This is a genomic window from Arthrobacter sp. alpha11c, assembly GCF_054149985.1.
This window is the reverse complement of the sequence record NZ_CP196747.1, coordinates 458,461-480,578: the sequence shown is the minus strand read 5'-3', so window position 1 is coordinate 480,578 and position 22,118 is coordinate 458,461. Positions and strand designations below refer to the sequence as shown.

The 22,118-nt window shown below is 61.7% G+C and carries 12 protein-coding genes, 2 tRNA genes and 4 pseudogenes; 5 read left to right on the top strand and 13 right to left on the bottom strand.

Annotation, left to right across the window (positions count from 1 at the left end; translation table 11 throughout):
- Positions 1-2: 2 nt before the first annotated feature.
- Together ACTAQJ_RS02215 and ileS are read right to left on the bottom strand one after the other, a co-directional pair.
- Positions 3-1,364 (bottom strand): bifunctional folylpolyglutamate synthase/dihydrofolate synthase, encoded by a 1,362-nt coding sequence (locus ACTAQJ_RS02215; RefSeq protein WP_498700404.1) that lies wholly within the window; start codon positions 1,362-1,364, stop codon positions 3-5.
- Positions 1,365-1,367: 3 nt separating this feature from the next.
- The gene (gene ileS / locus ACTAQJ_RS02210) at positions 1,368-4,688 is read right to left on the bottom strand and encodes an isoleucine--tRNA ligase (RefSeq protein ID WP_498700402.1); all 3,321 of its coding nucleotides are present in this window, start codon (positions 4,686-4,688) and stop codon (positions 1,368-1,370) included.
- A gap of 471 nt (positions 4,689-5,159) precedes the next feature.
- Here ileS and ACTAQJ_RS02205 point away from each other — a divergent pair, with 471 nt between their 5' ends.
- Complete coding sequence (locus ACTAQJ_RS02205) at positions 5,160-6,137, top strand: endonuclease/exonuclease/phosphatase family protein (RefSeq protein WP_498702141.1); 978 nt, start codon at positions 5,160-5,162, stop codon at positions 6,135-6,137.
- 13 nt (positions 6,138-6,150) lie between these two features.
- Here the strand turns inward: ACTAQJ_RS02205 and ACTAQJ_RS02200 are convergent, their stop codons facing one another.
- Positions 6,151-6,930 (bottom strand): SDR family oxidoreductase, encoded by a 780-nt coding sequence (locus tag ACTAQJ_RS02200; RefSeq protein ID WP_498700400.1) that lies wholly within the window; start codon positions 6,928-6,930, stop codon positions 6,151-6,153.
- Positions 6,931-6,964: 34 nt separating this feature from the next.
- The gene (locus tag ACTAQJ_RS02195) at positions 6,965-7,324 is read right to left on the bottom strand and encodes a DUF488 domain-containing protein (protein ID WP_498700397.1); all 360 of its coding nucleotides are present in this window, start codon (positions 7,322-7,324) and stop codon (positions 6,965-6,967) included.
- Between the two features lie 50 nt (positions 7,325-7,374).
- On the opposite strand from ACTAQJ_RS02195, the pseudogene valS reads away from it, so the two are divergent.
- A pseudogene (gene valS, locus ACTAQJ_RS02190) lies at positions 7,375-9,993 on the top strand (valine--tRNA ligase).
- Between the two features lie 372 nt (positions 9,994-10,365).
- Positions 10,366-11,241 carry an Fpg/Nei family DNA glycosylase gene (locus ACTAQJ_RS02185; RefSeq protein ID WP_498700395.1) on the top strand — a complete coding sequence of 292 codons (876 nt, stop codon included), beginning with the start codon at positions 10,366-10,368 and terminating at the stop codon, positions 11,239-11,241.
- Positions 11,242-11,295: 54 nt separating this feature from the next.
- Here ACTAQJ_RS02185 and ACTAQJ_RS02180 read toward each other — a convergent pair whose 3' ends face one another.
- The 6 genes and pseudogenes from ACTAQJ_RS02180 to ACTAQJ_RS02155 form a co-directional block, all read right to left on the bottom strand.
- Positions 11,296-11,940 (bottom strand): mycothiol-dependent nitroreductase Rv2466c family protein, encoded by a 645-nt coding sequence (locus tag ACTAQJ_RS02180; protein ID WP_498700394.1) that lies wholly within the window; start codon positions 11,938-11,940, stop codon positions 11,296-11,298.
- Positions 11,941-12,022: 82 nt separating this feature from the next.
- Positions 12,023-13,313: pseudogene (gene clpX, locus ACTAQJ_RS02175) on the bottom strand (ATP-dependent Clp protease ATP-binding subunit ClpX).
- 182 nt (positions 13,314-13,495) lie between these two features.
- Positions 13,496-14,154: pseudogene (locus ACTAQJ_RS02170) on the bottom strand (ATP-dependent Clp protease proteolytic subunit).
- Positions 14,155-14,192: 38 nt separating this feature from the next.
- Positions 14,193-14,816, bottom strand: coding sequence for an ATP-dependent Clp protease proteolytic subunit (locus ACTAQJ_RS02165; RefSeq protein WP_275964122.1), 624 nt, complete (start codon positions 14,814-14,816; stop codon positions 14,193-14,195).
- A 254-nt stretch (positions 14,817-15,070) separates the two neighbouring features.
- Positions 15,071-16,453 (bottom strand): trigger factor, encoded by a 1,383-nt coding sequence (gene tig / locus ACTAQJ_RS02160; protein ID WP_498700391.1) that lies wholly within the window; start codon positions 16,451-16,453, stop codon positions 15,071-15,073.
- 70 nt (positions 16,454-16,523) lie between these two features.
- Positions 16,524-16,598 (bottom strand) — tRNA-Pro (locus ACTAQJ_RS02155).
- A 150-nt stretch (positions 16,599-16,748) separates the two neighbouring features.
- Here ACTAQJ_RS02155 and ACTAQJ_RS02150 point away from each other — a divergent pair.
- Positions 16,749-16,822, top strand: a tRNA-Gly gene (locus ACTAQJ_RS02150).
- 81 nt (positions 16,823-16,903) lie between these two features.
- Here the strand turns inward: ACTAQJ_RS02150 and ACTAQJ_RS02145 are convergent.
- From ACTAQJ_RS02145 to ACTAQJ_RS02135, 3 genes are all read right to left on the bottom strand, one after another.
- Positions 16,904-17,809, bottom strand: coding sequence for an Fpg/Nei family DNA glycosylase (locus tag ACTAQJ_RS02145; RefSeq protein WP_498700388.1), 906 nt, complete (start codon positions 17,807-17,809; stop codon positions 16,904-16,906).
- Complete coding sequence (locus tag ACTAQJ_RS02140; protein ID WP_263422399.1) at positions 17,809-18,249, bottom strand: ribose-5-phosphate isomerase; 441 nt, start codon at positions 18,247-18,249, stop codon at positions 17,809-17,811. The genes ACTAQJ_RS02145 and ACTAQJ_RS02140 overlap by 1 nt, the downstream gene beginning before the upstream one ends.
- 115 nt (positions 18,250-18,364) lie before the next feature.
- Positions 18,365-19,375, bottom strand: a complete 1,011-nt coding sequence (locus tag ACTAQJ_RS02135) for a hypothetical protein (RefSeq protein ID WP_498700386.1) — start codon at positions 19,373-19,375, stop codon at positions 18,365-18,367.
- Between the two features lie 120 nt (positions 19,376-19,495).
- Between ACTAQJ_RS02135 and pepN the strand changes: the two are divergent.
- Positions 19,496-22,086, top strand: a pseudogene (pepN, locus tag ACTAQJ_RS02130) (aminopeptidase N).
- Positions 22,087-22,118 lie beyond the last annotated feature (32 nt).

Genomic DNA, 22,118 nt, shown 5'->3' with positions numbered 1-22,118 from the left:
GGTCAGGCACCTTCCTTACCAAGCAGGATGCGTGCCTCGGCCACCAGGGTGATGGAGCCGGTGACCAGGACGCCGCCGGAAAGGTCATCATTGGACTCGGCGCGTTCAACGGCCCACTCCAGGGCATCATCAAGTTTCTCGGCGATGTGGACGTTGTCCTCGCCAAAGCCAAGATCGACGGCGAGTTCGGCCAGTTCCGCTGCAGGGACGGCCCGCAGCGAGTTGGACTGGGTGAAACAGAACTCCTCCGCCAGGTCCCCGAGCTGCTCCTTCAGGGTCTTCAGGATCTCCTCGGCGTCCTTCTCCCGGAGTACTCCCACGACCACCACGAGCTTGCTGAAGCTGAAGGCCTCATGGATGGCCTCCGCAGAGACGCGGATCCCTTCGGGGTTGTGGGCGGCATCCACCACGATGGTGGGTGCTGTCCGCACCACTTCAAGGCGGCCAGGGGACGTCACATTGCCGAAGGCTTCCTTCAGGACATCTATATCGAGTTCTTTCTCGCCTCCCCCGAAGAACGCTTCCAGTGCGGCTACAGCAACGGCGGCATTCTCTGCCTGGTGGGCACCATGCAGGGGCAGCAGGAGGTCCTCATACCGACCTGCCAGGCCTTGGACCGTCAGGACTTGTCCGCCCACCGCTACGCTGCGAGACTCCACGCCAAACTCAACACCCTCGAAGCGGAACGGTACGTCCACCTCGCGGGCTTTTTCCAACAGGACCTGGGCAGCGTCCACCGGCTGTGCAGCGCTCACCAGGAAGCCACCGGGTTTGATGATCCCGGCCTTCTCATAAGCGATGTCCTCGGTGGTGTCGCCCAGGAGATCCGTGTGGTCCAGGGAAATCGGCGTGATAACAGAGACCTGGCCATCGCCCACGTTGGTGGCATCCGTAATGCCGCCCAGCCCAACTTCCACGACCGCCACATCTACCGGCTGGTCAGCGAAAATTGCGAAGCCCAGGATTGTCACGCACTCAAAGTACGTGAGCCGGGGCTGGTTCTCAGCTATGAGCTCGTTATCTACGATTTCCAGATACGGCCGGATCTCATCCCAGATCCGAACAAACGTCGCATCTGATACGGGCTCACCATCAATGCTGATGCGCTCGGTGACTTTTGAAAGGTGCGGGCTGGTGTAACGGCCTGTGCTCAACCCGTGGGCACGAAGGCCAGCCTCAATCATGCGGGCCGTGGAGGTCTTGCCGTTGGTTCCCGTGATGTGGATGATCGGGAAAGCCTTATTGGGCTCCCCCAACACATCCATGGCCCTGAATAGCGGCGCCAACCGGGGTTCCATCTTGTTTTCAGGTGCACGGCCAAGAAGTTCGGCGTACACGCTTTCCACTGAGAATTCGTCGGTCATGATTCAGGCCCCTGCCTTTGCTACGGTGACGCGCGGTTCCTCGGCGCTGGAGAGAAGGACTTCCAATTCCAGGGACAGCGTCTCAGTCTTGACGAGCTCAGCGTTGGCTTCCAGCGCATCGATGACGTCCTGCTGCGCCTGGACAGACGTGCGGATGCGGTCGCTGACGTTCAGTCCAGCATCCTTGCGTGCTTGCTGGATGGCACGAACCATGTCCCGGGCCAGTCCTTCCGCGGCAAGTTCGGGAGTGACCTCGGTGTTCAGGACGACGAATCCACCACCGGGGAGCACCGAGACGGCCTTCTGGGCGGCAGCACCGCCGTCGGACGTTTCTCCCACCACAGTCTCCAGGCTGTATTCATGCGGCTCAAGCTCGAGTCCCCCAGCCACCACCACGCCGGAATCGTTCACGGACCAGTCACCGGACTTGGACCCCTTGATGGCCTGCTGCACGTTTTTGCCGAGGCGCGGACCAGCAGCCCGGGCGTTGACCACCAGTTTCTGCTCGATGCCGAATTCCTCCGGCGAAGCCGAAGCAGCGTCCAGCAAGCGGACGGAGCGAAGGTTCAGTTCATCAGCGACGACGGCGGCGAAGCCTTCCAGCGCATCTGCACCAGGTGCCACCACCGTCAGTTCCTGGAGCGGCAGGCGGACCCGCAGGTTAGCGGCCTTGCGCAGGCTTGAACCGGTGGAGCAGATCTGCTGCACGCGGTCCATTGCTTCAACCAGTTGCGGGTTGGACGGGAACAGCGAAGCATCAGGCCAGTCAGCCAGGTGCACAGAGCGGCCACCTGTCAGCCCGCGCCAGATCTCCTCGGTCACCAGCGGCAGCAGGGACGCCGAGACCCGGCAAACAGCTTCCAACGCCGTGTACAAGGCATCGAAGGCGTCTTCGTTCTCGTCGAAGAAGCGCTGGCGGCTGCGACGAACGTACCAGTTGGTGAGCATGTCCAGGTAGCTGCGGAGTTCATCGCAGGCCCCGGAGATGTCGTAAGAATCCAGGCTTTCGGTCAGGCTGCGGACGAGGTCCCCCGTGTTGGCCATCAAATACTGGTCCAAGGTGTCGGAGTAGCCGTCGTAGCGCAGCTTGGCCTCGTACCCAGCGCCGCCGTTGGCAGCGTTCGTGTACAGCGTGAAGAAGCTGTACACGTTCCACAGCGGCAAGATGACCTGACGGACGCCGTCGCGGATGCCTTGCTCGGTGACCACCAGGTTACCGCCGCGAAGGATCGGGCTGGACATCAGGAACCACCGCATGGCGTCGGACCCGTCACGGTCCAGGACCTCGGAAACGTCCGGGTAGTTCCGCAGGCTCTTGGACATTTTTTGGCCGTCGGAGCCCAACACAATGCCATGGCTGATGACGTTGCGGAAAGCGGGACGGTCAAACAGCGCTGTGGACAGGATGTGAAGCATATAGAACCAGCCGCGGGTCTGGCCGATGTACTCCACGATGAAGTCCGCAGGGTTATGGGTGTCGAACCATTCCTCGTTCTGGAACGGGTAGTGCACCTGGCCGTAGGGCATGGAACCGGAGTCGAACCAGACGTCCAGGACGTCTTCGACCCGGCGCATGGTGGATTGCCCCTCAGCCGGCGTACGGGGGTCGTCCGGGTTGGGGCGCGTCAGCTCATCGATGAAGGGCCTGTGCAGGTCCACCTGTCCTTCGTTGTTGACCGGCAGGCGGCCGAAGTCCGCTTCAATGTCAGCCAGCGAGCCGTAAACGTCCGTACGCGGGTACTCGGGATCGTCGGACTGCCATACGGGAATCGGCGAACCCCAGTAGCGGTTACGGCTGATGGACCAGTCGCGGGCGTTGTCCAGCCATTTGCCGAACTGGCCATCCTTGACGTTGCCCGGGATCCAGTTGATTTCCTGGTTCAGCTCGGACATGCGGTCCTTGAACTTGGTGACCTCGACGTACCAGGACGAAACGGCACGGTAGATCAGCGGGTTCCGGCAGCGCCAGCAGTGCGGGTAGCTGTGCTCGTAACTGGCCTGGCGGACCAGGCGTCCGTCGGCACGGAGCACCTGGGTGATGGGCTTGTTCGCATCAAAAACCTGCAGCCCCACGATGGAGGCCAGCTCTCCGTGCGCAAACAACGGCAGGAACTTCGCGCCTTCGTCCACGGACAGGACAACGGGGATGCCGGCGTCTTCACAGACCTTCTGGTCATCCTCACCATAGGCCGGGGCCTGGTGCACGATGCCCGTACCGTCCGTGGTGGTTACGTAGTCCGCCACCAGGAAGCGCCAGGCGTTCTGGGTGCCGTACTTCTCAGCATCGGCGAAGTCGTTCCACAGCGGCTCGTGCTCAAGGCCGGCCAACTCGGCGCCTGTATGCGTTGACACGACGGCGGCAGCTGCGGCCGCTACGCCGTCGGCACCATCTCCGTACCCCAAATCCTTGGCGTAGGTCCCCACAAGGTCAGCGGCCAGAAGGAAGCTGCCTGTGACCGGTGCTTCTGCCGACGCAGCCTTGACGCCATTCGGACCGGCGGGCAGGACAGCGTAAGCGATGCCAGGCCCGACGGCGAGCGCCAGGTTGGTGGGCAGCGTCCAGGGCGTCGTGGTCCAGGCAAGGGCCTGGACGCCTGCGAGCGCCTGTGAGAGTTCGGACGTGCCTGCCTTGATGGGGAACGTCACCGTGACGGTCTGGTCCTGGCGGTTCTTGTAGACGTCGTCGTCCATGCGGAGTTCGTGGTTGGAGAGCGGGGTCTCGTCCTTCCAGCAGTACGGGAGCACGCGGTACCCGTTGTAGGTGAGGCCCTTCTCATGCAACTGCTTGAAAGCCCACAACACTGATTCCATGTACTCGACGTTGAGTGTCTTGTAATCGTTGTCGAAGTCCACCCAGCGGGCCTGGCGGGTGACGTAGGCCTTCCATTCGTTGGCGTACTTCATCACGGAGGCGCGGCAGGCGTCGTTGAATTTATCGATGCCCATGGCTTCGATCTGGGTCTTGTCTGTCATGCCCAGCTGCTTCATGGCTTCCAATTCAGCGGGGAGGCCGTGGGTGTCCCAGCCGAAACGGCGTTCCACGCGCTTTCCGCGCTGCGTTTGGTAGCGCCCTACGAGGTCTTTGGCGTAACCCGTGAGGAGGTGGCCGTAGTGCGGGAGGCCGTTGGCGAAGGGAGGGCCGTCGTAGAAGACGAATTCGTTGCTGCCGTCTTTGCCTGCATCGCGTTGGTCGATGCTTGCCTGGAAGGTGCCGTCTTCTTCCCAGTATTTGAGGATGCGCTCTTCGATTTCCGGGAACTTCACGGAAGCGGACACGCCCTGTGTGCCTGAAGGAGACGCTGAGGCCTTGGGGTAGTGGGTCATCTCATATCCTGTGATAGCTGGTTGACTGTCAGGATGCGAGGACGGCTTCAGTGTTTGCTGTTGCCGCGGTACCACCTCACTTACCGGGACCATGGCGCCCGTGGTGGGGGCAACAGCCGGTTCCGGCCTCTCATTACTGCTGTGACGGGCTTACCCGTCCGGTTCTACTGGGCCCTGACCGCCGCTTGGATTTCGCCGTTGGCGTTCAGGGATGTTCTTCCGGAAGCTCACCGGTGATGGCCGGGTCAACGCTGGTCTCCCAAGTCTAGCGGCAGGAGAGCCCAGTACTCCACTCGCAGGATCATCCTTCGGATGGACCAGCTGGATGCCCTCGGGTGCATAGACTCGACCCCATGACCAACCCTGCCCTTGTCCTTCCGGCCGCAGGCCCGGTAAAACGCTGGCTGGGTCGCCAGGGCATCCCCCGCGTGGTGGGTCCTGGCTCTGCTCTTGGTGTTGCCTGTGGCAGGAATGTCCCTGTTCAGGGCGGTCCCCTCGGAGTGGCCGCTGGTGGTGGTTCAACTGTTGTCGTTCACCCCGTGGATGGTCCTGCCCTCGGCGCTGGCGATGGTCCTTGCGTTGGTGGGGCGCCGGCTGTGGGTCATCATCACGACGGCGGCGCTGCTGGCTCTCCAATTGTTCTGGCTGTTTCCGCTGGACACCGGAAGGGCTCAAGCAGTTCCGGCGGGGACCGCGACCGTTTCCCTGAACGTGATGAGCCTCAACACTGAATACGGTGAGGCTGACGCAAGCGCCATCGTGAAGCTGGTCCGGGAAAACGGTGTCCAACTCTTGACCCTCCAGGAGCATACCCAAGGGCTGGAAGACCGCCTACGCTCCGAAGGCTTGGAGTCAATACTGCCGAACCTTGTCAGTGAACCCAACGACGACGCTTCCGGTGGCGCTGTATATTCCGTGTTCCCCTTGCAGCCGGAGGGGCTCCTGCCCGATACACCATTCCGGATGGACGTCACGCGGGTCCTCGTCACAGATCCGGGCAGGGTCACAGATCCGGGCAGGGTCACAGATCCGGGCAGGGGTTCCAAGGCCACGTTGAACCTCACGAACGTACATGCTCTTCCTCCCGTTGATGAGCGGATCCAGCAGTGGCGCAGCGACCTCGTCCAGGTTGCCCGTCAGGCCTCCCGGCCAGGACATCACCTGCTGATGGGCGACTACAACTCCACCTATGATCACTCCGAGTTCCGTGCGTTGCTTGACCCTGCCCTGGGCGGTGGGCAGGACGGCAAAAAGCTCGTCGACGTCGGAACAGCCTCCGGCGGACGGTTCTCTCCCACTTGGCCGATGGAAGGACCACCCCTTCCGGGGATCGTGATCGACCATATGGTTACTTCGCCCCGGATCGGCAGCAGTGGCTACGCGGTCCACCCGGTTTCCGGTTCTGACCATGCTGCCATTGTGGCAACGCTGGCTATCCCCATCAGCTAGTACGCCAGGTGCTTCAGCTTTCCTTGCGGATGAGCTTGTGGTTGGCCGCCTGTGCTACAGGGCGGATAACGATCTGGTCCAGGTTGATGTGGTGCGGCAGCGAGACTGCGTACTTGACGACGTCGGCCACGTCTTCTGCCGTGAGGGGCTTTTCGACTCCGGCGTAGACCTTGGCGGCTGCGTCCTTGTCGCCCAGCCGGTTAAGGGCAAATTCCTCAGTGTGGACCAGTCCCGGTGCTACCTCGATGACCCGGATGTTGTGACCCACTTCTTCCAGCCTGAGGGCGTTGGTCATCGCGTGCTGGGCAAACTTTGCGGCGTTGTATCCGGCGCCGCCTTCATAAGCGGCCAGTCCGGCGGTGGATGTCAGGTTGAGAACAGTTCCTTCCCCGTCCTCCCTCAGCATCGGAAGGAATGCCCGGATGATCTTCATGGTGCCCAGGACGTTGACCTGGTACATCCACTCCCAATCCTCAGTATCGGCGTTCGCGATCGTGTCCGCGCCCCGGGCGCCGCCGGCAATGTTGATGAGGGTATCGGCTCCCCCGGATTTGGAAACGGCCTGCAAAAGGGCTGCGACGTCGTCGTCGCTGGTGATATCGGCCGCGAACGGAATGGCGCCGGTTTCGGCGCCCAGCGCGCCCAACCGTTCGGCCCTGCGGGCAACCGCAAAGACCTTCCACCCTGTGGAGGCCAACGCCCGCACCGTGGCCTCGCCGATGCCCGTGCTCGCGCCGGTAACTACTGCCGTCTTGTTCTGAACTGGATGAGCCGTCTGTGCTGCCAAAGTCATGGCACCACACTATCCGCAGGCCTCAAGCATCTGCTCAGCCGAGCAGGAAGTCGCGTAACACCACGGCATGGTTGACCTGTGGATCCCGTGCGGCATAAAGCAGGGTGACCCGCGGATTCGACGCCGCCAGTTCCAGCAGCGTCTGAACTGCCGGATTGCCGTCCAACTCAGCCTCGTACTGCTGCTTGAAATCGGCGAATCGCTCCTGCATGTGGGCGAACATGGTCCGCAACGGCGGCGATGGCGCAACTTCCTTGAGCCAAAGATCCAAGTGTGCCTTGTCTTTGGACACCCCGCGCGGCCAGAGCCGGTCCACTAAAACCCGGAAGCCGTCGTCGTCAGCGGGTTCATCGTAGATGCGTTTGAGGACGAAAACGCCTTCATGGCCAGCCATGACCGCATGCTACGGCAAGCCGCCGCCCTGGGCCATGAAACAATTGACCCATGGCTGAATCAACGCAGGGTACAGACACGCCCGCCACCGCCCCCATCAACGTTCCCGACAAGCCGGCCCTTGAAGGCCTGGAGGCCGCGCTGACGCAGCGCTGGCTGAACGAAGGAACCTACAAGTTCAATCCGGACACCACCCGGGAGCAGGTCTACTCGATCGACACTCCCGCCGACCGCCTCGGGCTCCCTGCATGTGGGCCACATGTTCTCGTTCACCCAGACAGACGTCCAGGCCCGCTACATGCGCATGACCGGAAAGAACGTCTTCTACCCCATGGGTTGGGACGACAACGGCCTGCCTACCGAGCGTCGCGTCCAGAACTACTACGGTGTGCGCTGCGATCCCGCCATCCCCTACAACGCCGACTACCGTCCTCCCGCACAGCCGGCCAAGAACCAGCGCGATTTCGACGTCGTTTCCCGGCAGAACTTCATCGAGCTGTGCGAGGAACTCGCTGTCGAGGACGAAAAAGTCTTCGAGAACCTCTTCCAGACCCTCGGTTTGTCCGTGGACTGGGACCTGACCTACCGCACCATCGACGACACCTCCCGTGCAGTATCCCAGCGGGCCTTCCTCGCCAACCTCTCAGCCGGCGACGCTTACATGGCCGAGGCGCCCACGCTGTGGGATGTTACCTTCCGCACCGCCGTTGCCCAGGCTGAGCTGGAGGACCGCGAGGTTGCCGGCGCCTCTACCGCTACCCGTTCTTCACTGAAGACGGTGAAAAGATTTTCATCGAAACCACGCGCCCGGAGCTTCTTGCCGCGTGCGCCGCGCTGGTGGCAAACCCCGACGACGAACGGTACAAGCCGCTCTTCGGCAAAACAGTGAAATCCCCGCTGTTTGACGTCGAGCTTGAAGTCAAGGCCCACCCGCTCGCCAAGGCGGACAAGGGTTCCGGTATCGCGATGGTGTGTACCTTTGGTGACCTGACCGACGTCACCTGGTGGCGTGAACTCCAGCTGCCCACACGCGCCATCATGGGCCGCGACGGCCGTATCATCGCCGAGACCCCTGAATGGATCACCACCGACGCCGGCAAGGAAGCCTACGCTGCGATCGCCGGCAAAACGGCGTTCTCTGCCAAAGAAGCAGTCGTAGAGCTCCTCACTGCAGCCGGCCTGCTGGACGGCGAACCGAAGAAGATCACGCACCCTGTGAACTTCTTCGAAAAGGGCGACAAGCCCCTGGAGGTAGTGACCTCACGCCAGTGGTACATCCGCAACGGCGGGCGGGACGAAGAACGCCGCGAACGCTTGATCGGCCGCGGGCAGGAAATCAACTTCCACCCCTCCTTCATGCGCTCCCGCTACGAGAACTGGATTGCGGGCCTGAACGGCGACTGGCTCGTATCGCGCCAGCGCTTCTTCGGCGTGCCCATTCCCGTCTGGTACCCGCTGGATGCCCAGGGCAACCCGGACTACGACCACCCCATCCTGCCCTCGGATGACATGCTCCCCGTGGATCCCGCCGCAGATGCAGCCCCGGGCTTCGAGGAAGCCCAGCGCGATCAGGCCAACGGCTTCACAGGTGACGCCGACGTCCTGGACACCTGGGCCACGTCCTCCCTTACCCCGCAGATCGTGGGTGGCTGGAGCCGTGACGAGGAACTGTTCTCCAAGGTCTACCCCTTCGACCTCCGCCCCCAGGGTCACGACATCATCCGCACGTGGCTGTTCTCCTCCGCTGTCCGTGCCGACGCCCTGCAGAAGAGTGCGCCCTGGAAGCACGCAGCCATCTCCGGATGGATCCTTGACCCGGACCGCAAAAAGATGTCCAAGTCCAAGGGCAACGTGGTTGTCCCCACCGACGTCCTGAACGAGTTCGGCTCGGACGCTGTCCGCTACTGGGCAGCCTCGGCCAAGCTCGGCGCAGACACGGCCTACGAGATCGCGCAGATGAAGATCGGCCGTCGGTTGGCCATCAAGCTGCTCAACGCGTCCAAGTTCGTATTGAACCTTGGGGCTACCGAAAACTCCGTGGTGTCCAGCGATCTCTCCGTGCTGACCAATCCGCTGGACCGGGCACTGCTCGCTCAGCTGTCCGACGTCGTCGCCCAGTCCACCAAGGCCTTCGAAAACTACGACTACGCCCGGGCACTGCAGATCACCGAGTCATTCTTCTGGCAGTTCACTGACGACTACGTCGAGCTGATCAAGGACCGCGCCTACGGTGCGGCCGGGGAGTCGGAGCAAGCATCCGTGCTGGCCGCGCTGGCCACCACGCTGGACTCCTTGCTGCGCCTTTTCGCGCCATTCCTGCCCTTCGCGACCGAAGAGGTGTGGAGCTGGTGGCGCACCGGCTCGGTTCACCGCGCCCACTGGCCTGCCGCACTGGAAATCGCCGACGGCGACACCACGATGCTTGGCACTGTAGGCGTAGCACTCAGTGGCATCCGCAAGGCCAAGTCCGAGGCCAAAGTGAAGCAGCGCACTGCAGTACTCTCGGCATCCATAACGGCCAACGAAATGCTGGTCGCGCAGCTCAAGGCCGGACTCGGGGACCTGAAGGCAGCCGCGAACGCCCAGGAAATTGCGCTTCAGTCCGGCGAGGGTGAGCTGACCGTCAGCGACGTCGTCCTGGCACCCGCAGAGGACACGCCGGCCGTCTAGAAGTTCAGGGCCCATTTTGGGCAGCCCGTTTTTGGGCAAAGGGGAAGCCCCATCAGCGTTTTGCCGTTGGTGGGGCTTCGACTTTTCGGCTGTCTGGTGACGGCTTGACAGTCTGGCGGAATCCTCGGAATTTCAGGTCTTACTACCTCGTCACTGGTAGCTTGCTTCCAACTTTGCCAAAGGCTGCGTTGGTTGCATATCACTGAATCTTTGGTTTCCGTGTCCCTCTTCTTTCGAAGTGGGTAAGAACCATTGTGGTCCCGCCGGGGAGCATGCACAAGGGGCCCGGCATAACTACAATCCTGTAGTTCTACCGGGCCCCTTCGCATAGCTTTTCCTGCAGCCGGGGCAAAGCTATGGCAGAGTATGGTCATGCCGGAACTTCCCGAAGTGCACGGCCTGTGCACGTATCTGGACACCCAGCTCCACGGAGCTGTACTGAACAGCGTCCGCATTAACTCCATCGCCGCCCTGAAGACCGCTGATCCGCCTTACAGCGCACTTGAGGGCCGCACCATTCAGGGCACGCAGCGCTTCGGCAAGTTCATTAGCCTCGATGCCGACGGCCTGTTTTTCGTTTTTCACCTGGCCAAGGCCGGCTGGGTCCGCTACACGGAGCATCCCTCATCAGCGGGGCTCCGCATGGGCAAGAGCAACATAGCGGCCAGGCTACTGCTGCACCGGGAGGCGGACGATGCCCACATCGGCCTTGACCTGACAGAGGCCGGCACCAAGAAAAGCCTGGCCATCTACGTGGTCCGGGATCCCTTGGATGTTCCCGGAATCGCAACCCTGGGCCCCGAGCCGCTCAGCCCCGAGTTCGACGAAGATGCCTTGGCAGCAATCCTTAGGTCAAGCTCGCAACAGATCAAGGGACTTCTCCGCAGCCAAAGTGTTATCGCAGGGATCGGCAACGCCTACAGCGATGAGATTCTGCACGCTGCCAAAATCTCTCCCTTTGCCATCGCCAAGACGCTCGATGGCGAAACGGTGCAGCGGCTCTACGATGCCATGCAGGAAGTCCTGGTGGGTGCCGTCAACGCGGCAGCTGGAAAGCCTTCCAGCGAGCTGAAGGACACCAAGCGAAGCAATTTCAGGGTGCATGCCAGGACCGGGCTGCCCTGCCCTGTCTGTGGTGACACAGTGCGTGAGGTGTCCTTCGCGGACACCTCACTGCAGTACTGTGCCACCTGCCAAACCAACGGAAAGATCCTCGCGGACCGGCGCACATCACGCTTCCTGAAGTAGGGCGCTGAGCCGCCGGGCTGGTTGGAAAAGTTCCCTGGTTGAACTCAGGGCTTCCTAGTTGAACTCAGGGCTTTCCGTGCGGCTGCGCTTGAGTTCGAAGAAGTGCGGGTACCCGGCAAGGGTTACCGTGGCATCCCAAAGCTGTCCTGCCTCTTCGCCCCTCGGAATCCGGGTGAGTACCGGGCCGAAGAAGGCCGTGCCATTTACGGCGACCACGGGTGTTCCGACATCCTGGCCTACCAAGGAGATGCCGGCCTCGTGACTGGCTCGCAGCTTGGCGTCGTACTCCTCTGAGTCTACGAAGCGTGCCAGCTCAGCAGGAAGGCCTACCTCTGCCAGCGCTTTCTGGATCACGGAAGTACGGTCCTTGTTGCCTTCATGGTGGATCTGCTCCCCCATGGCGTCGTACAACGGCTTGATGTAACTGCTGCCATGGAGCTCCTGGGCAGCAATGATCACGCGGACAGGACCCCAGCTGTCGTCCATCATTGCCCTGTAATTCCCGGGAAGATCACGGCCCTCATTCAGGACGGACAAGCTCATGACGTGCCATTCGGTCTCAATACCCCGCACTTGTTCCACCTCGCCGATCCAGCGCGATGTGATCCATGCGAAGGGACAAACGGGATCGAACCAGAAATCCGCTTTGTTGACGGACTGCTCTGGCAAATTCTGCTTAGGCAAATTCTGTTCGGGCACAGGAAACTCCTCGACAAGAGTGAAAACGGGCGTGGGGCGACGCAGAATAAGTGAAACCGCCGCTTCTTAGGCCAACGGGTGGCTAGGCCGACTTATTCCGGCGCTTCGCTACGACGTCGTGGCCAATCATGGTCGGCTGGGCCTTGTTGTCCACGACGTCAGCGGTGATGACCACAGTTGCGATGTCATCCCTGCTCGGGAGATCAAACATGACCGGCAGCAACACTTCTTCCATGATGGCCCGCAGGCCACGGGCGCCCGTGCCGCGCTCAAGAGCTTGGTCAGCGATGGCATCCAGCGCGTCGTCGTCGAATTGCAGCTCCACACCATCCAACTGGAACATCTTCTGGTATTGCTTCACCAAAGCGTTCTTGGGCGTGGAAAGGATCTGGATCAACGCAGCACGGTCAAGATTCGAGACGGTGGTGATCACCGGCAGGCGGCCGATGAACTCCGGAATGAGTCCGAACTTCAGCAGGTCTTCGGGCATGACTTCGCCATAGGTGTCCACGTTGTCCCGGACCTCGTTGAGCGGCGCCCCAAAGCCGATGCCCTTGCGCCCGGAGCGGGAACCGATGATGTCCTCGAGACCAGCAAATGCGCCTGCCACGATGAAGAGCACATTGGTGGTGTCGATCTGGATGAATTCCTGGTGCGGATGCTTACGTCCGCCCTGTGGCGGCACGGAAGCAACTGTGCCTTCGAGGATCTTCAGCAGGGCCTGCTGAGACTCCTTCGCCCGAGACGTCCCTGGTAATCGAGGGGTTCTCGCTCTTGCGGGAGATTTTGTCGATCTCGTCAATGTAGATAATGCCTTGTTCGGCTTTCTTGACGTCGTAATCGGCGGCCTGGATGAGCTTCAGCAGGATGTTCTCGACATCCTCGCCGACGTAGCCTGCCTCCGTGAGCGCCGTGGCATCGGCTACAGCGAACGGCACATTTAGCCTGCGCGCGAGGGTTTGCGCCAAGTACGTCTTGCCACAGCCGGTTGGGCCAATCAGCAGAATGTTGGATTTGGCGATCTCCACATCCTCGTGATGCGGGCCCTCACCAAGGCTGCCCGCCTTGGGAGCATGACCGGCCTGGATGCGCTTGTAGTGGTTGTAGACGGCAACCGCCAATGACCGCTTGGCAGGTTCCTGGCCGATGACGTATTCCTGCAGGAAATCGAAGATCTCCCTGGGCTTGGGGAGTTCAAAGCTGCCAAGGTCCGAAACTTCAGCAAGTTCTTCTTCGATGATCTCGTTGCAAAGCTCGATGCACTCATCGCAGATGTAGACACCGGGCCCGGCAATCAGCTTCCGTACCTGCTTCTGGCTCTTTCCGCAAAAAGAACACTTCAGCAGATCCGTGCTCTCGCCAATCCGAGCCATGTGGGAATCCCTTCGTTACATGCGGGTGATGCGGCACCGTGCCGTACTCAAGTGTGCGGCCTGGCCGGGGTTGGCACCACCGTGACACCATCCACTCTAGGTCACAATGGGCTGCTTGGGTGGAAACAGAACGCCGGTGCGGTTCATATTTCGCGAACCGCACCGGCGTCGATTTCCGTATGCTACCTGGCGATTGCCTGGGGCTTGATCTTGCGGGAGTCCAGCACCTGATCGATCAGGCCATAGTTCATGGCCTCGGCCGCGGTGAGGATCTTATCGCGCTCGATATCGTTGTTGACCTGCTCGGACGTGCGGCCGGAGTGGTGTGCCAGCGTGTCCTCAAGCCATGTACGCATGCGCATGACTTCAGCAGCCTGGATCTCGAGGTCGGATGCCTGGCCGCCCTGGCCGCCGGACAGCGCCGGCTGGTGGATCAGCACGCGTGCGTTCGGCAGCGCCAGTCGCTTGCCGGGAGTTCCACCGCAAGCAGGACAGCAGCCGCGCTGGCTGCCTGGCCCAGGCACACCGTCTGGATCTCCGGACGAATGTACTGCATGGTGTCGTAGATCGCCGTCATGGCCGTGAAGGAGCCACCTGGCGAGTTGATGTACAGCGTGATGTCGCGGTCCGGATCCGTCGATTCAAGGACCAGCAGCTGGGCCATGATGTCATCGGCAGAAGCGTCGTCAACCTGGACGCCGAGGAAGATGATGCGGTCCTCGAACAGCTTGGTGTACGGGTCCTGGCGCTTGAAGCCGTACGGTGTGCGCTCTTCGAACTGGGGCAGGACGTAGCGGCTGGTTGGGAGATTACCGGCAGACCATCCGAAGTTGTAGTTCATGTCATTACTCCTGGGGTTTCAGTGGTTCTTGGTGCCGGTTAGTTTTCGGAGCCTGGCTCGGAGTTCGACTGGTTGGCCGTTCCACCGCCACCAGCTACCGAGCCTGCGTGAGCCGAGATCTTGTCGAAGAAGCCGTACTCCAAGGCCTCGGTGGCCGTGAACCATTTGTCGCGGTCATTGTCCTTGAGGATGGTCTCCACAGTCTGGCCTGTCTGTTCAGCGGTGAGTTCCGCCATGACCTTCTTCATGTGCAGGATCAGCTCGGCCTGGATTTTGATATCCGAGGCAGTGCCACCGATTCCACCGGAAGGCTGGTGCATGAGGATTCGGGCGTTGGGGGTGGCATAACGCTTTCCCTTGGTCCCGGAGGAGAGCAGGAACTGGCCCATGGAGGCAGCCAGGCCAGTGGCAACAGTGACAACATCGTTGGGGATGAACTGCATGGTGTCGTAGATGGCCATGCCGGCCGTCACGGAGCCACCGGGTGAGTTGATGTAAAGGTAGATGTCCTTCTCGGGGTCTTCAGCCGAGAGGAGGAGCAGCTGGGAGCAGATGGCGTTGGCGTTCTCGTCACGGACTTCAGAGCCAAGCCAGATGATGCGCTCTTTCAGCAGGCGGTTGTAGATGTAGTTGTCCTGGGCGGCGGGATCGACAGTTGCCATCCGGGGAGCCTCTGATTGCTGTGACATAAGTACTTACCTCTCGCTGGTGCCAGTGACCTCACTGAACTTCACTACTTGGACACTAACCGTTTTCAGGGACGATTTGTTCGCCGGAATCGCGCTGTTCGCTGACGGCGCACGATTGGAGCGGGCCCGCAGATCCAGCACGCTGATTGTATGCGGGCTTGTCCGTTCAGGGCTTAAAACAAACCGACCCCGGATCTGCTGATCCGGGGTCGGTTGATGCGTTTTGACTAGAACTTCACAGCTGCGGGGTCATCGCTGGCGACAACATCCGCTTCCTCGCCGGCTTCGGCAGTTGCTGCCTCATCAGCAGCAACTTCACCGGCCGGGCGGACGAAATCGCTCAGGTCAACCTTGTTGCCTTCAGAGTCAACAACCTCGGCCTGGCCCAACACTACGGCCAGTGCCTTGCGGCGGCGTACCTCGGAAACCATCATGGGGACCTGGCCGCTCTGATCGATGATCTGGGCGAACTGGTTGGGATCCATGCCGTACTGGCTTGCCGTGCTGACGATGTAGTCGATCAGCTCGTTCTGGCTGACGTCAACCTCTTCCTTGTCCGCAATGGCGTCAAGGATGACCTCGTTCTGGAAGGCGCGCTCGGTGTTTGCCTTGACCTCGGCGCGGTGTTCCTCGGTGTCGTGGTCACCTTCGCCGTGGGCGTTCTCCGGGTTGAAGTGAGCTTCAATCTGCTCTTCGACAACCGAAGCCGGAACAGGGACCTCGACGAGCTCTACAAGCTTGTCCAGAACCTTGTCGCGGGCCTCAACACCCTGTCCGACAACCTTGGAATCGGCAGCCTGCTTGGCGAGGTCCTCGCGGAGCTCAGCAAGGGTGTCGAATTCCGAGGCCAGCTGTGCGAAGTCGTCGTTGGCTTCAGGAAGCTCGCGCTCCTTGACGGCCTTGACAACTACCTTGACCTGGGCTGCCTCGCCGGCGTGGTCGCCGCCAACGAGCGTGGTGTCGAAGATTGCTTCTTCGTCTGCGGACAGGCCGGTCACGGCCTCGTCCAGGCCCTCAAGCATGGTGCCGGCACCAACCTGGTAGGACAGGCCGGAGGCCGAATCGATTTCTTCGCCATCGATCGTGGCGGTGATGTCGATCGTGAGGAAGTCCTCGTTCTGGGCGGGACGCTCCACGGACTTCAGCGTGCCGAAGCGGCCACGCAGTTCATCCAGGGCCTTGTCGACGTCTTCAGAGGAGGACTCAGCCGCAGCAACCTCAACCTTGATGCCTGCGTAGTCCGGCAGCTCGATCTCGGGGCGAACGTCAATCTCCACCTGGAACTTAAGCTCGCCATCGGTTGCGGACGGGTCCGGAACCTCGGTGATCTCAACTTCGGGACGGCTCAGGGGGCGAACACCCGTTTCCTGGACAGCGGCCTGGTACCAGCCGTTGAGGCCATCGTTGATGGCGGTTTCCAGGACGTAACCACGGCCAACACGCTGGTCAATCAGCTTGGACGGAACCTTGCCCTTGCGGAATCCGGGGACCTGGATCTGCGAAGCAACGGTCTTGTAAGCGGCATCGATGCTCGGCTTCAGTTCCTCAAAGGGAACCTCAACGTTGAGCTTGACCCGCGTGGGGGTGAGGTTCTCGACAGCGCTCTTCACAGTCTAAGTACTCCTGAATTTGTGGGTATGGGGTTCTGCCGCATCCCTGAGGCGGACACGAAACACAGAGTCGGGGTGACAGGATTTGAACCTGCGACTTCCTGCTCCCAAAGCAGGCGCTCTAGCCAAGCTGAGCTACACCCCGAATGCACAGGACAGTCTACGGGCAAGCGGGCCCGGAATGCACATTTGACACCGCCGCCGGAATTAGGTTTAGTTGTACCCGGCTTCAACAGCCACCGGGAAGATGTCCTGAGCAAGAGATCCATACAAGGATCCATCAGGAGATCCATCCGGGGACGTAGCTTAATGGTAAAGCCTCAGTCTTCCAAACTGATTACGCGGGTTCGATTCCCGTCGTCCCCTCCAGTAAAAAAGCCCCAATCTTCGGATTGGGGCTTTTTTGTTACAACCGGGAGCCGGTGCTACAACCACAACTGGCAAGCGCTGTTACAACTGACAGCCAGGGCACCAATACAGTTTGCGGGCGCCGATTTCGGCCATGCCCACCAGCGTCCCGCAAGCCCTGCAGGGCTGCCCTTCGCGCTTATAGACAAAGTGGGCATCGCCGTCGGGCGCTGAGGCGCCGTTACCGGTCCACAGCACTGGCGGTGTGGTGACAATCCGACCGTCACGAACGCCGTCGGACATTGCAAGGACGGCGTCATCCCACAACTTGCCCGCCGTCGCAGCATCAATCGCGTTTCCAGGAGTCCATGGATCCACCGCCTGACGAAAGAGGACCTCGGCGCGGTAAATATTTCCGACCCCCGCCAGCACCGATTGGTCCATCAACAGCAAGGCCACGGCCGTCTTGCGGCGTCGCAACCGGCGGATGAACTCGTCCCGGTCCCCCGGCCGGTTACGCAGCGGATCAGGGCCCAGCCGGCCCAGTACAGCGCCTGCTTCATGGGACGTAACAGCGGCGCAAGTGGTGGCTCCACGAAGATCGGCCCAGCCGTTGTCCGACACCAGTCGGGCGCGAACGGCACCCACCGGGGCGGGCGGCCCGGCGTAGTCCACGTCAGCCCCGGACTCCACCTCAGCACCGGATGAGGCCGTCTCGCGCTCACCGATCCGGCGAGGCGCGCCAATGCTGGAGGCTCCCGTGAAGGAGCTATCGCCGCCAAAGCTCCAAGCACCATAAAGACCAAGGTGAACGTGGAGGAAAAGACCGTGGTCGAACCTCAGGAACAGCTGCTTCCCATGGGCAACCGCTTCAACCATCACATGACCGCTCAGAAGCTCCGCACCGGCCGTGAACCGCCCCTGCGGACTGGAAACCTCCAAACGCCGGCCGCCAAACACATCCTGGAATTGGCGGGCCAGCCTATGGACGGAGTGCCCCTCAGGCACTACTCGACGATCTCGCCGGTGGTCTCGTAAGCGGCAATCTTGCCGATACGGCGGATGTGGCGTTCGTCATTGCTGAAAGGTTCCTGCAGGAAGGCCTCAATGAGTTCGGTTGCTTCTTCCACCGTATGCTGGCGGCCGCCAACGGCCACTACGTTGGCGTCGTTGTGCTCGCGGGCGAGCTTGGCGGTAGAGAGGTTCCAGGCCAGCGCGGCGCGTACGCCCTTAACCTTGTTGGCAGCAATTTGTTCACCATTGCCCGAACCACCCAGAACGATGCCCAGCGCGTGCACTCCTGCTTGCTGGTCAGCCACCACTGCAACTCCTGCGTTGATGCAGAAGGACGGGTAGTCATCCAGGGCGTCATATTCCTTGGGTCCGTGGTCCACAACCTCGTAGCCCTTGGCGGTGAGGTGGCTGACCAAGTGGGCGCTGAGTTCCATGCCGGCGTGATCGGTGGCGATGTGGACGCGGGGTGTAGTCACAGGAAGTCCATTCTTTCTGGCGCGCCGGTACGGCACCTGGCCGGGCGCGGCGATGTGGGATGCGCTACCTAGGTTACCGCGCCCCGGGTTGCTGGGGTTGCCCGCCATGGTGGGCCCGCTCGGCAGCCCGGTTCAGGATGCCGGCGAGTTCGTCCGCGGTTGCCGTAGTCCCTGCACTGAGCGCAACCCTGGCTCCGTTAAGTTTCCTTACGACGACGGCCGGTCCGCTACTGACCAGCATCGCAGTTGCGTCGTCATGATGACGCCAACCCCATCCACCAAAGTCTGCGGCTTTCACGTCAGCCGGAGCTGCTGCCGCGATGTCGACGGCGGGAACGGTCAGGACCGGCACGATCCCACCTGCGAAGACCTGCAGCCCTCCCCTGTCCGCCCGGACGCGGGCGAAGAGGAAGCCGGCACCAACCAACGCCGCTGCGGCCACCAAGGCTCCCAGCCATGGGACGGCTATCGCGATCAGCGCGGCTGGAAACAGCGTGGACACGATGATCATGATGAAAACTGAACTGCGGGCATGGACCCACATGCGCAGCGTGTCCCGTGCGAGGTCCGGGTCTGTGACGTGCAGACGTGCGGCCTCAAGGGCTTCGTCATCCTCCCGCGTCCACCGGGGATCCGGTTTGAAGGCGAACATGAGGACGACTCCCAAGGACACGGCCGCCCCACTGCCCATGGCGAGGACGATGGGATCAACGTGGGAAGCGCGCGCGTCCCCCAGCCCCGATTGTCCTACCAGTCCGGCAGCCAGCACTGTTGTCACGAAGAGGCTCACCATGAGGCCAAGTCCCATCATGACCCGGCGCATCACCACCGGCCGCGAAAGCGGCACTGCTTGCAGGAAAGCGAGCCAACCGAAAAAGGTGATCACAGCTGCGCCGCCGGCAACGTAGGCGCCGAAGGGAGCAAAGGCGCTGCCGCCGTCGGCGTTCCACATCACTGCTACCGGATCGGGAAGATCGTTTCGCACCATCTGTGCGCACACAACGAAACCTATGGCCAGCAGCAACGGAAAGGCGAGTGCAAACCTGAGTGCGCGGATATCAAGAGACTCCCGGAACGTTCCCATGGTCCAACGCTACTCCGTGCCGGCGACACTGTGGTGGCACCTCCTTGCCATCAGCGCTTGGAGTGAAAGAATGGCTTCACACCATCGACCGGACCTGCCCCGGCCGGACACCCCCAACCTCTGGAGGCACCACTTGCCAGGCCTAACCTGACGCGCGACGAAGCCGCGCAGCGCGCTGAAATACTCAATGTCGAGTCCTACAACGTCACCCTGGATCTGACCAAGGGCGCCGCGGTCTTCGGATCCACCACCGTGGTGAAGTTTTCGGCCAAGGTTGGAGCCTCGACGTTTATCGACGCCGTAACCGAGAGCGTTTACAGCGTTACCCTGAACGGCACCGAACTGGATCCGCCGAGGTATCTGATGGCATCCGCATCCAACTTCCAAACCTTGCCGCCGAGAATGAACTCATAGTCGTCGCCGATGCGCCGTACATGAACACGGGTGAGGGCCTCCACCGCTTCGTGGATCCGGTAGATGGGGAGGTCTATCTCTACACCCAGTTCGAGGTTCCGGATTCCCGGCGGATGTTCGCTGTCTTCGAGCAGCCTGACCTGAAGGCAACCTTCACGTTCCACGTCACCGCTCCTTCACACTGGGACGTCGTCTCCAACTCCCCCACGCCGGTGCCGGTTGAAACTGATGGAGGCGAGGACGGCGGAGCCAGGTCCGTGTGGGAATTCGCTCCCACGCCGCGTCTGTCCTCGTATGTCACCGCCCTGATAGCCGGACCGTACCAGTCCGTCCGTTCCGAGGTGACAAGTTCGGATGGCAGGGTCATTCCGCTCGGCGTCTTCGTGCGCAAATCCCTGATGCAGTATCTGGATGCGGACAACATCTTCGAACTGACCCGCCAGGGCTTCGAGTTCTTCGAGGCACAGTTCGGTTGCCCGTACCCGTTCGCAAAGTACGATCAGCTGTTCGTCCCGGAGTTCAATGCCGGTGCGATGGAAAACGCAGGTGCCGTGACAATCCTGGAGGGCTACATCTTCCGCGGCAAGGTTGCCGGTGCACAGATCGAGCGCCGGGCCATCACGGTCCTGCACGAACTCGCGCACATGTGGTTCGGGGACCTGGTGACCATGCGCTGGTGGAACGACCTCTGGCTCAACGAGTCGTTCGCCGAGTACATGTCTCACCTGGCCGCCGTGGAAAACACTGCCTTCGACCGCGCGTGGACCACGTTCGCCTCAGTGGAGAAGTCCTGGGCCTACCGTCAGGACCAACTGCCCACCACGCACCCGATCTTCGCGGAAATCAACAACCTTGAAGATGTGGAAGTCAACTTCGACGGCATCACCTATGCCAAGGGCGCCTCTGTATTGCGGCAGTTGGTGGCCTGGGTTGGACCCGAGCAGTTCATGTCCGGGGTGCGCACCTATTTTGCCAAGCACGCCTGGCAGAACACCGAGCTTGCTGATCTCATGGTGGAACTGGAAGCCGCAAGCGGCCGTGACCTGGACGTTTGGGGCAAGCTCTGGCTTGAAACCGCCGGCGTGAACACCCTCGCTCCCGAGGTGGACGTGGACGCCGACGGCACCATCACCGCGTTCAGCATCCTGCAGTCCGCAATCGATGAACAACCAACGCTGCGTCCCCATCGCCTTGCGGTGGGCTTCTACAACCTTTCCGAACAGGGCAAGCTGGAGCGGACGCATCGCGAGGAACTGGACGTCGAGGGCCCCCGGACCGAAGTCCCCGCCCTGGCTGGCCTCGCACGCCCGGACCTCATCCTGCTCAACGATGACGATCTCGCCTACGCCAAGGTGCGCCTGGATGCTCACTCGCTGGCCACAGCGAAAGCACATCTCAAGGATTTTGCCGCCAGCCTGCCCCGCACGCTGGTCTGGGGTTCCGCGTGGGATGCAGCAAGGGATGGAGAAACTCCTGCGCGCGGCTACGTGGAACTGATCCTGGCAAACATCGCAGAGGAAACAGACTCATCGGTGATCCTCGTCCAACTGCGGCAGCTTGCCACGACGCTGACCTACTACGTGGCAGCCGGGCACAAGCTGGAGGCAACGATCTCGGCTGCCGACAAGCTGTGGGACCTCGCGGCGGCGGTGGAAGCCGGCTCGGATGCACAGCTGCAGTTCGTGAAGTCCTACGCGCAACTTGCACGGAGCGCAGATCAGCTGGACCGTATCCAAGCGCTCCTGGACGGGACCGACACCCTTGAAGGCCTCACCGTTGACCAGGACATGCGGTGGGAGCTGCTAACCGCTCTGGTGGCCGGCGGCAGGCAGGGCCAGGAGCGCATCGACCAGGAACTCGCCGGCGACAACACCTCCACCGGCCAAAATGCCGCGGCACAGGCCAGGGCCGCTATTCCCACAGCTGAGGCCAAGGCTGCGGCGTGGGATTCCATCGTGGTCAAGGGCGAACTCTCCAACGCCCTGCAAGCCTCGGCGGTGGCTGGCTTCATGCGGGTGCCGGACACCACCCTGCTGGAGCCCTACGCGGAAAAGTACTTTGACGCGATACCTGGGATTGTCAAAGAGCGCACGCATGCGTTGGCCCAGCAGATTGTCGTGGGCCTCTACCCGGCACAGCTCACAACCCAGGCAACAGTGGACCGCACGGACGAATTCCTCGCGGACCTGCCCGAAGAAAGTGCAGCGCTGCGCCGCATGATGCTGGAAAACCGGGACGCAGTGGCGCGGGCGCTCCGTGCCCGGGCAGCGGACGTGGACGTGGACGTGAACGCCTAAGAAGTCCGTTGGGGCCTGTGCTGGCGTTGTTT

Excerpts from the sequence above, each read along its gene's own strand:
- ACTAQJ_RS02215 (WP_498700404.1), bottom strand. The coding sequence starts at position 1,364 with ATGACCGACGAATTCTCAGTGGAAAGCGTGTACGCCGAACTTCTTGGC.
- ileS (WP_498700402.1), bottom strand. The coding sequence starts at position 4,688 with ATGACCCACTACCCCAAGGCCTCAGCGTCTCCTTCAGGCACACAGGGC.
- ACTAQJ_RS02205 (WP_498702141.1), top strand. The coding sequence starts at position 5,160 with ATGTCCCTGTTCAGGGCGGTCCCCTCGGAGTGGCCGCTGGTGGTGGTT.
- ACTAQJ_RS02200 (WP_498700400.1), bottom strand. The coding sequence starts at position 6,930 with ATGACTTTGGCAGCACAGACGGCTCATCCAGTTCAGAACAAGACGGCA.
- ACTAQJ_RS02195 (WP_498700397.1), bottom strand. The coding sequence starts at position 7,324 with ATGGCTGGCCATGAAGGCGTTTTCGTCCTCAAACGCATCTACGATGAA.
- ACTAQJ_RS02185 (WP_498700395.1), top strand. The coding sequence starts at position 10,366 with ATGCCGGAACTTCCCGAAGTGCACGGCCTGTGCACGTATCTGGACACC.
- ACTAQJ_RS02165 (WP_275964122.1), bottom strand. The coding sequence starts at position 14,816 with ATGGCAACTGTCGATCCCGCCGCCCAGGACAACTACATCTACAACCGC.
- ACTAQJ_RS02140 (WP_263422399.1), bottom strand. The coding sequence starts at position 18,249 with ATGGAACTCAGCGCCCACTTGGTCAGCCACCTCACCGCCAAGGGCTAC.
- ACTAQJ_RS02135 (WP_498700386.1), bottom strand. The coding sequence starts at position 19,375 with ATGGGAACGTTCCGGGAGTCTCTTGATATCCGCGCACTCAGGTTTGCA.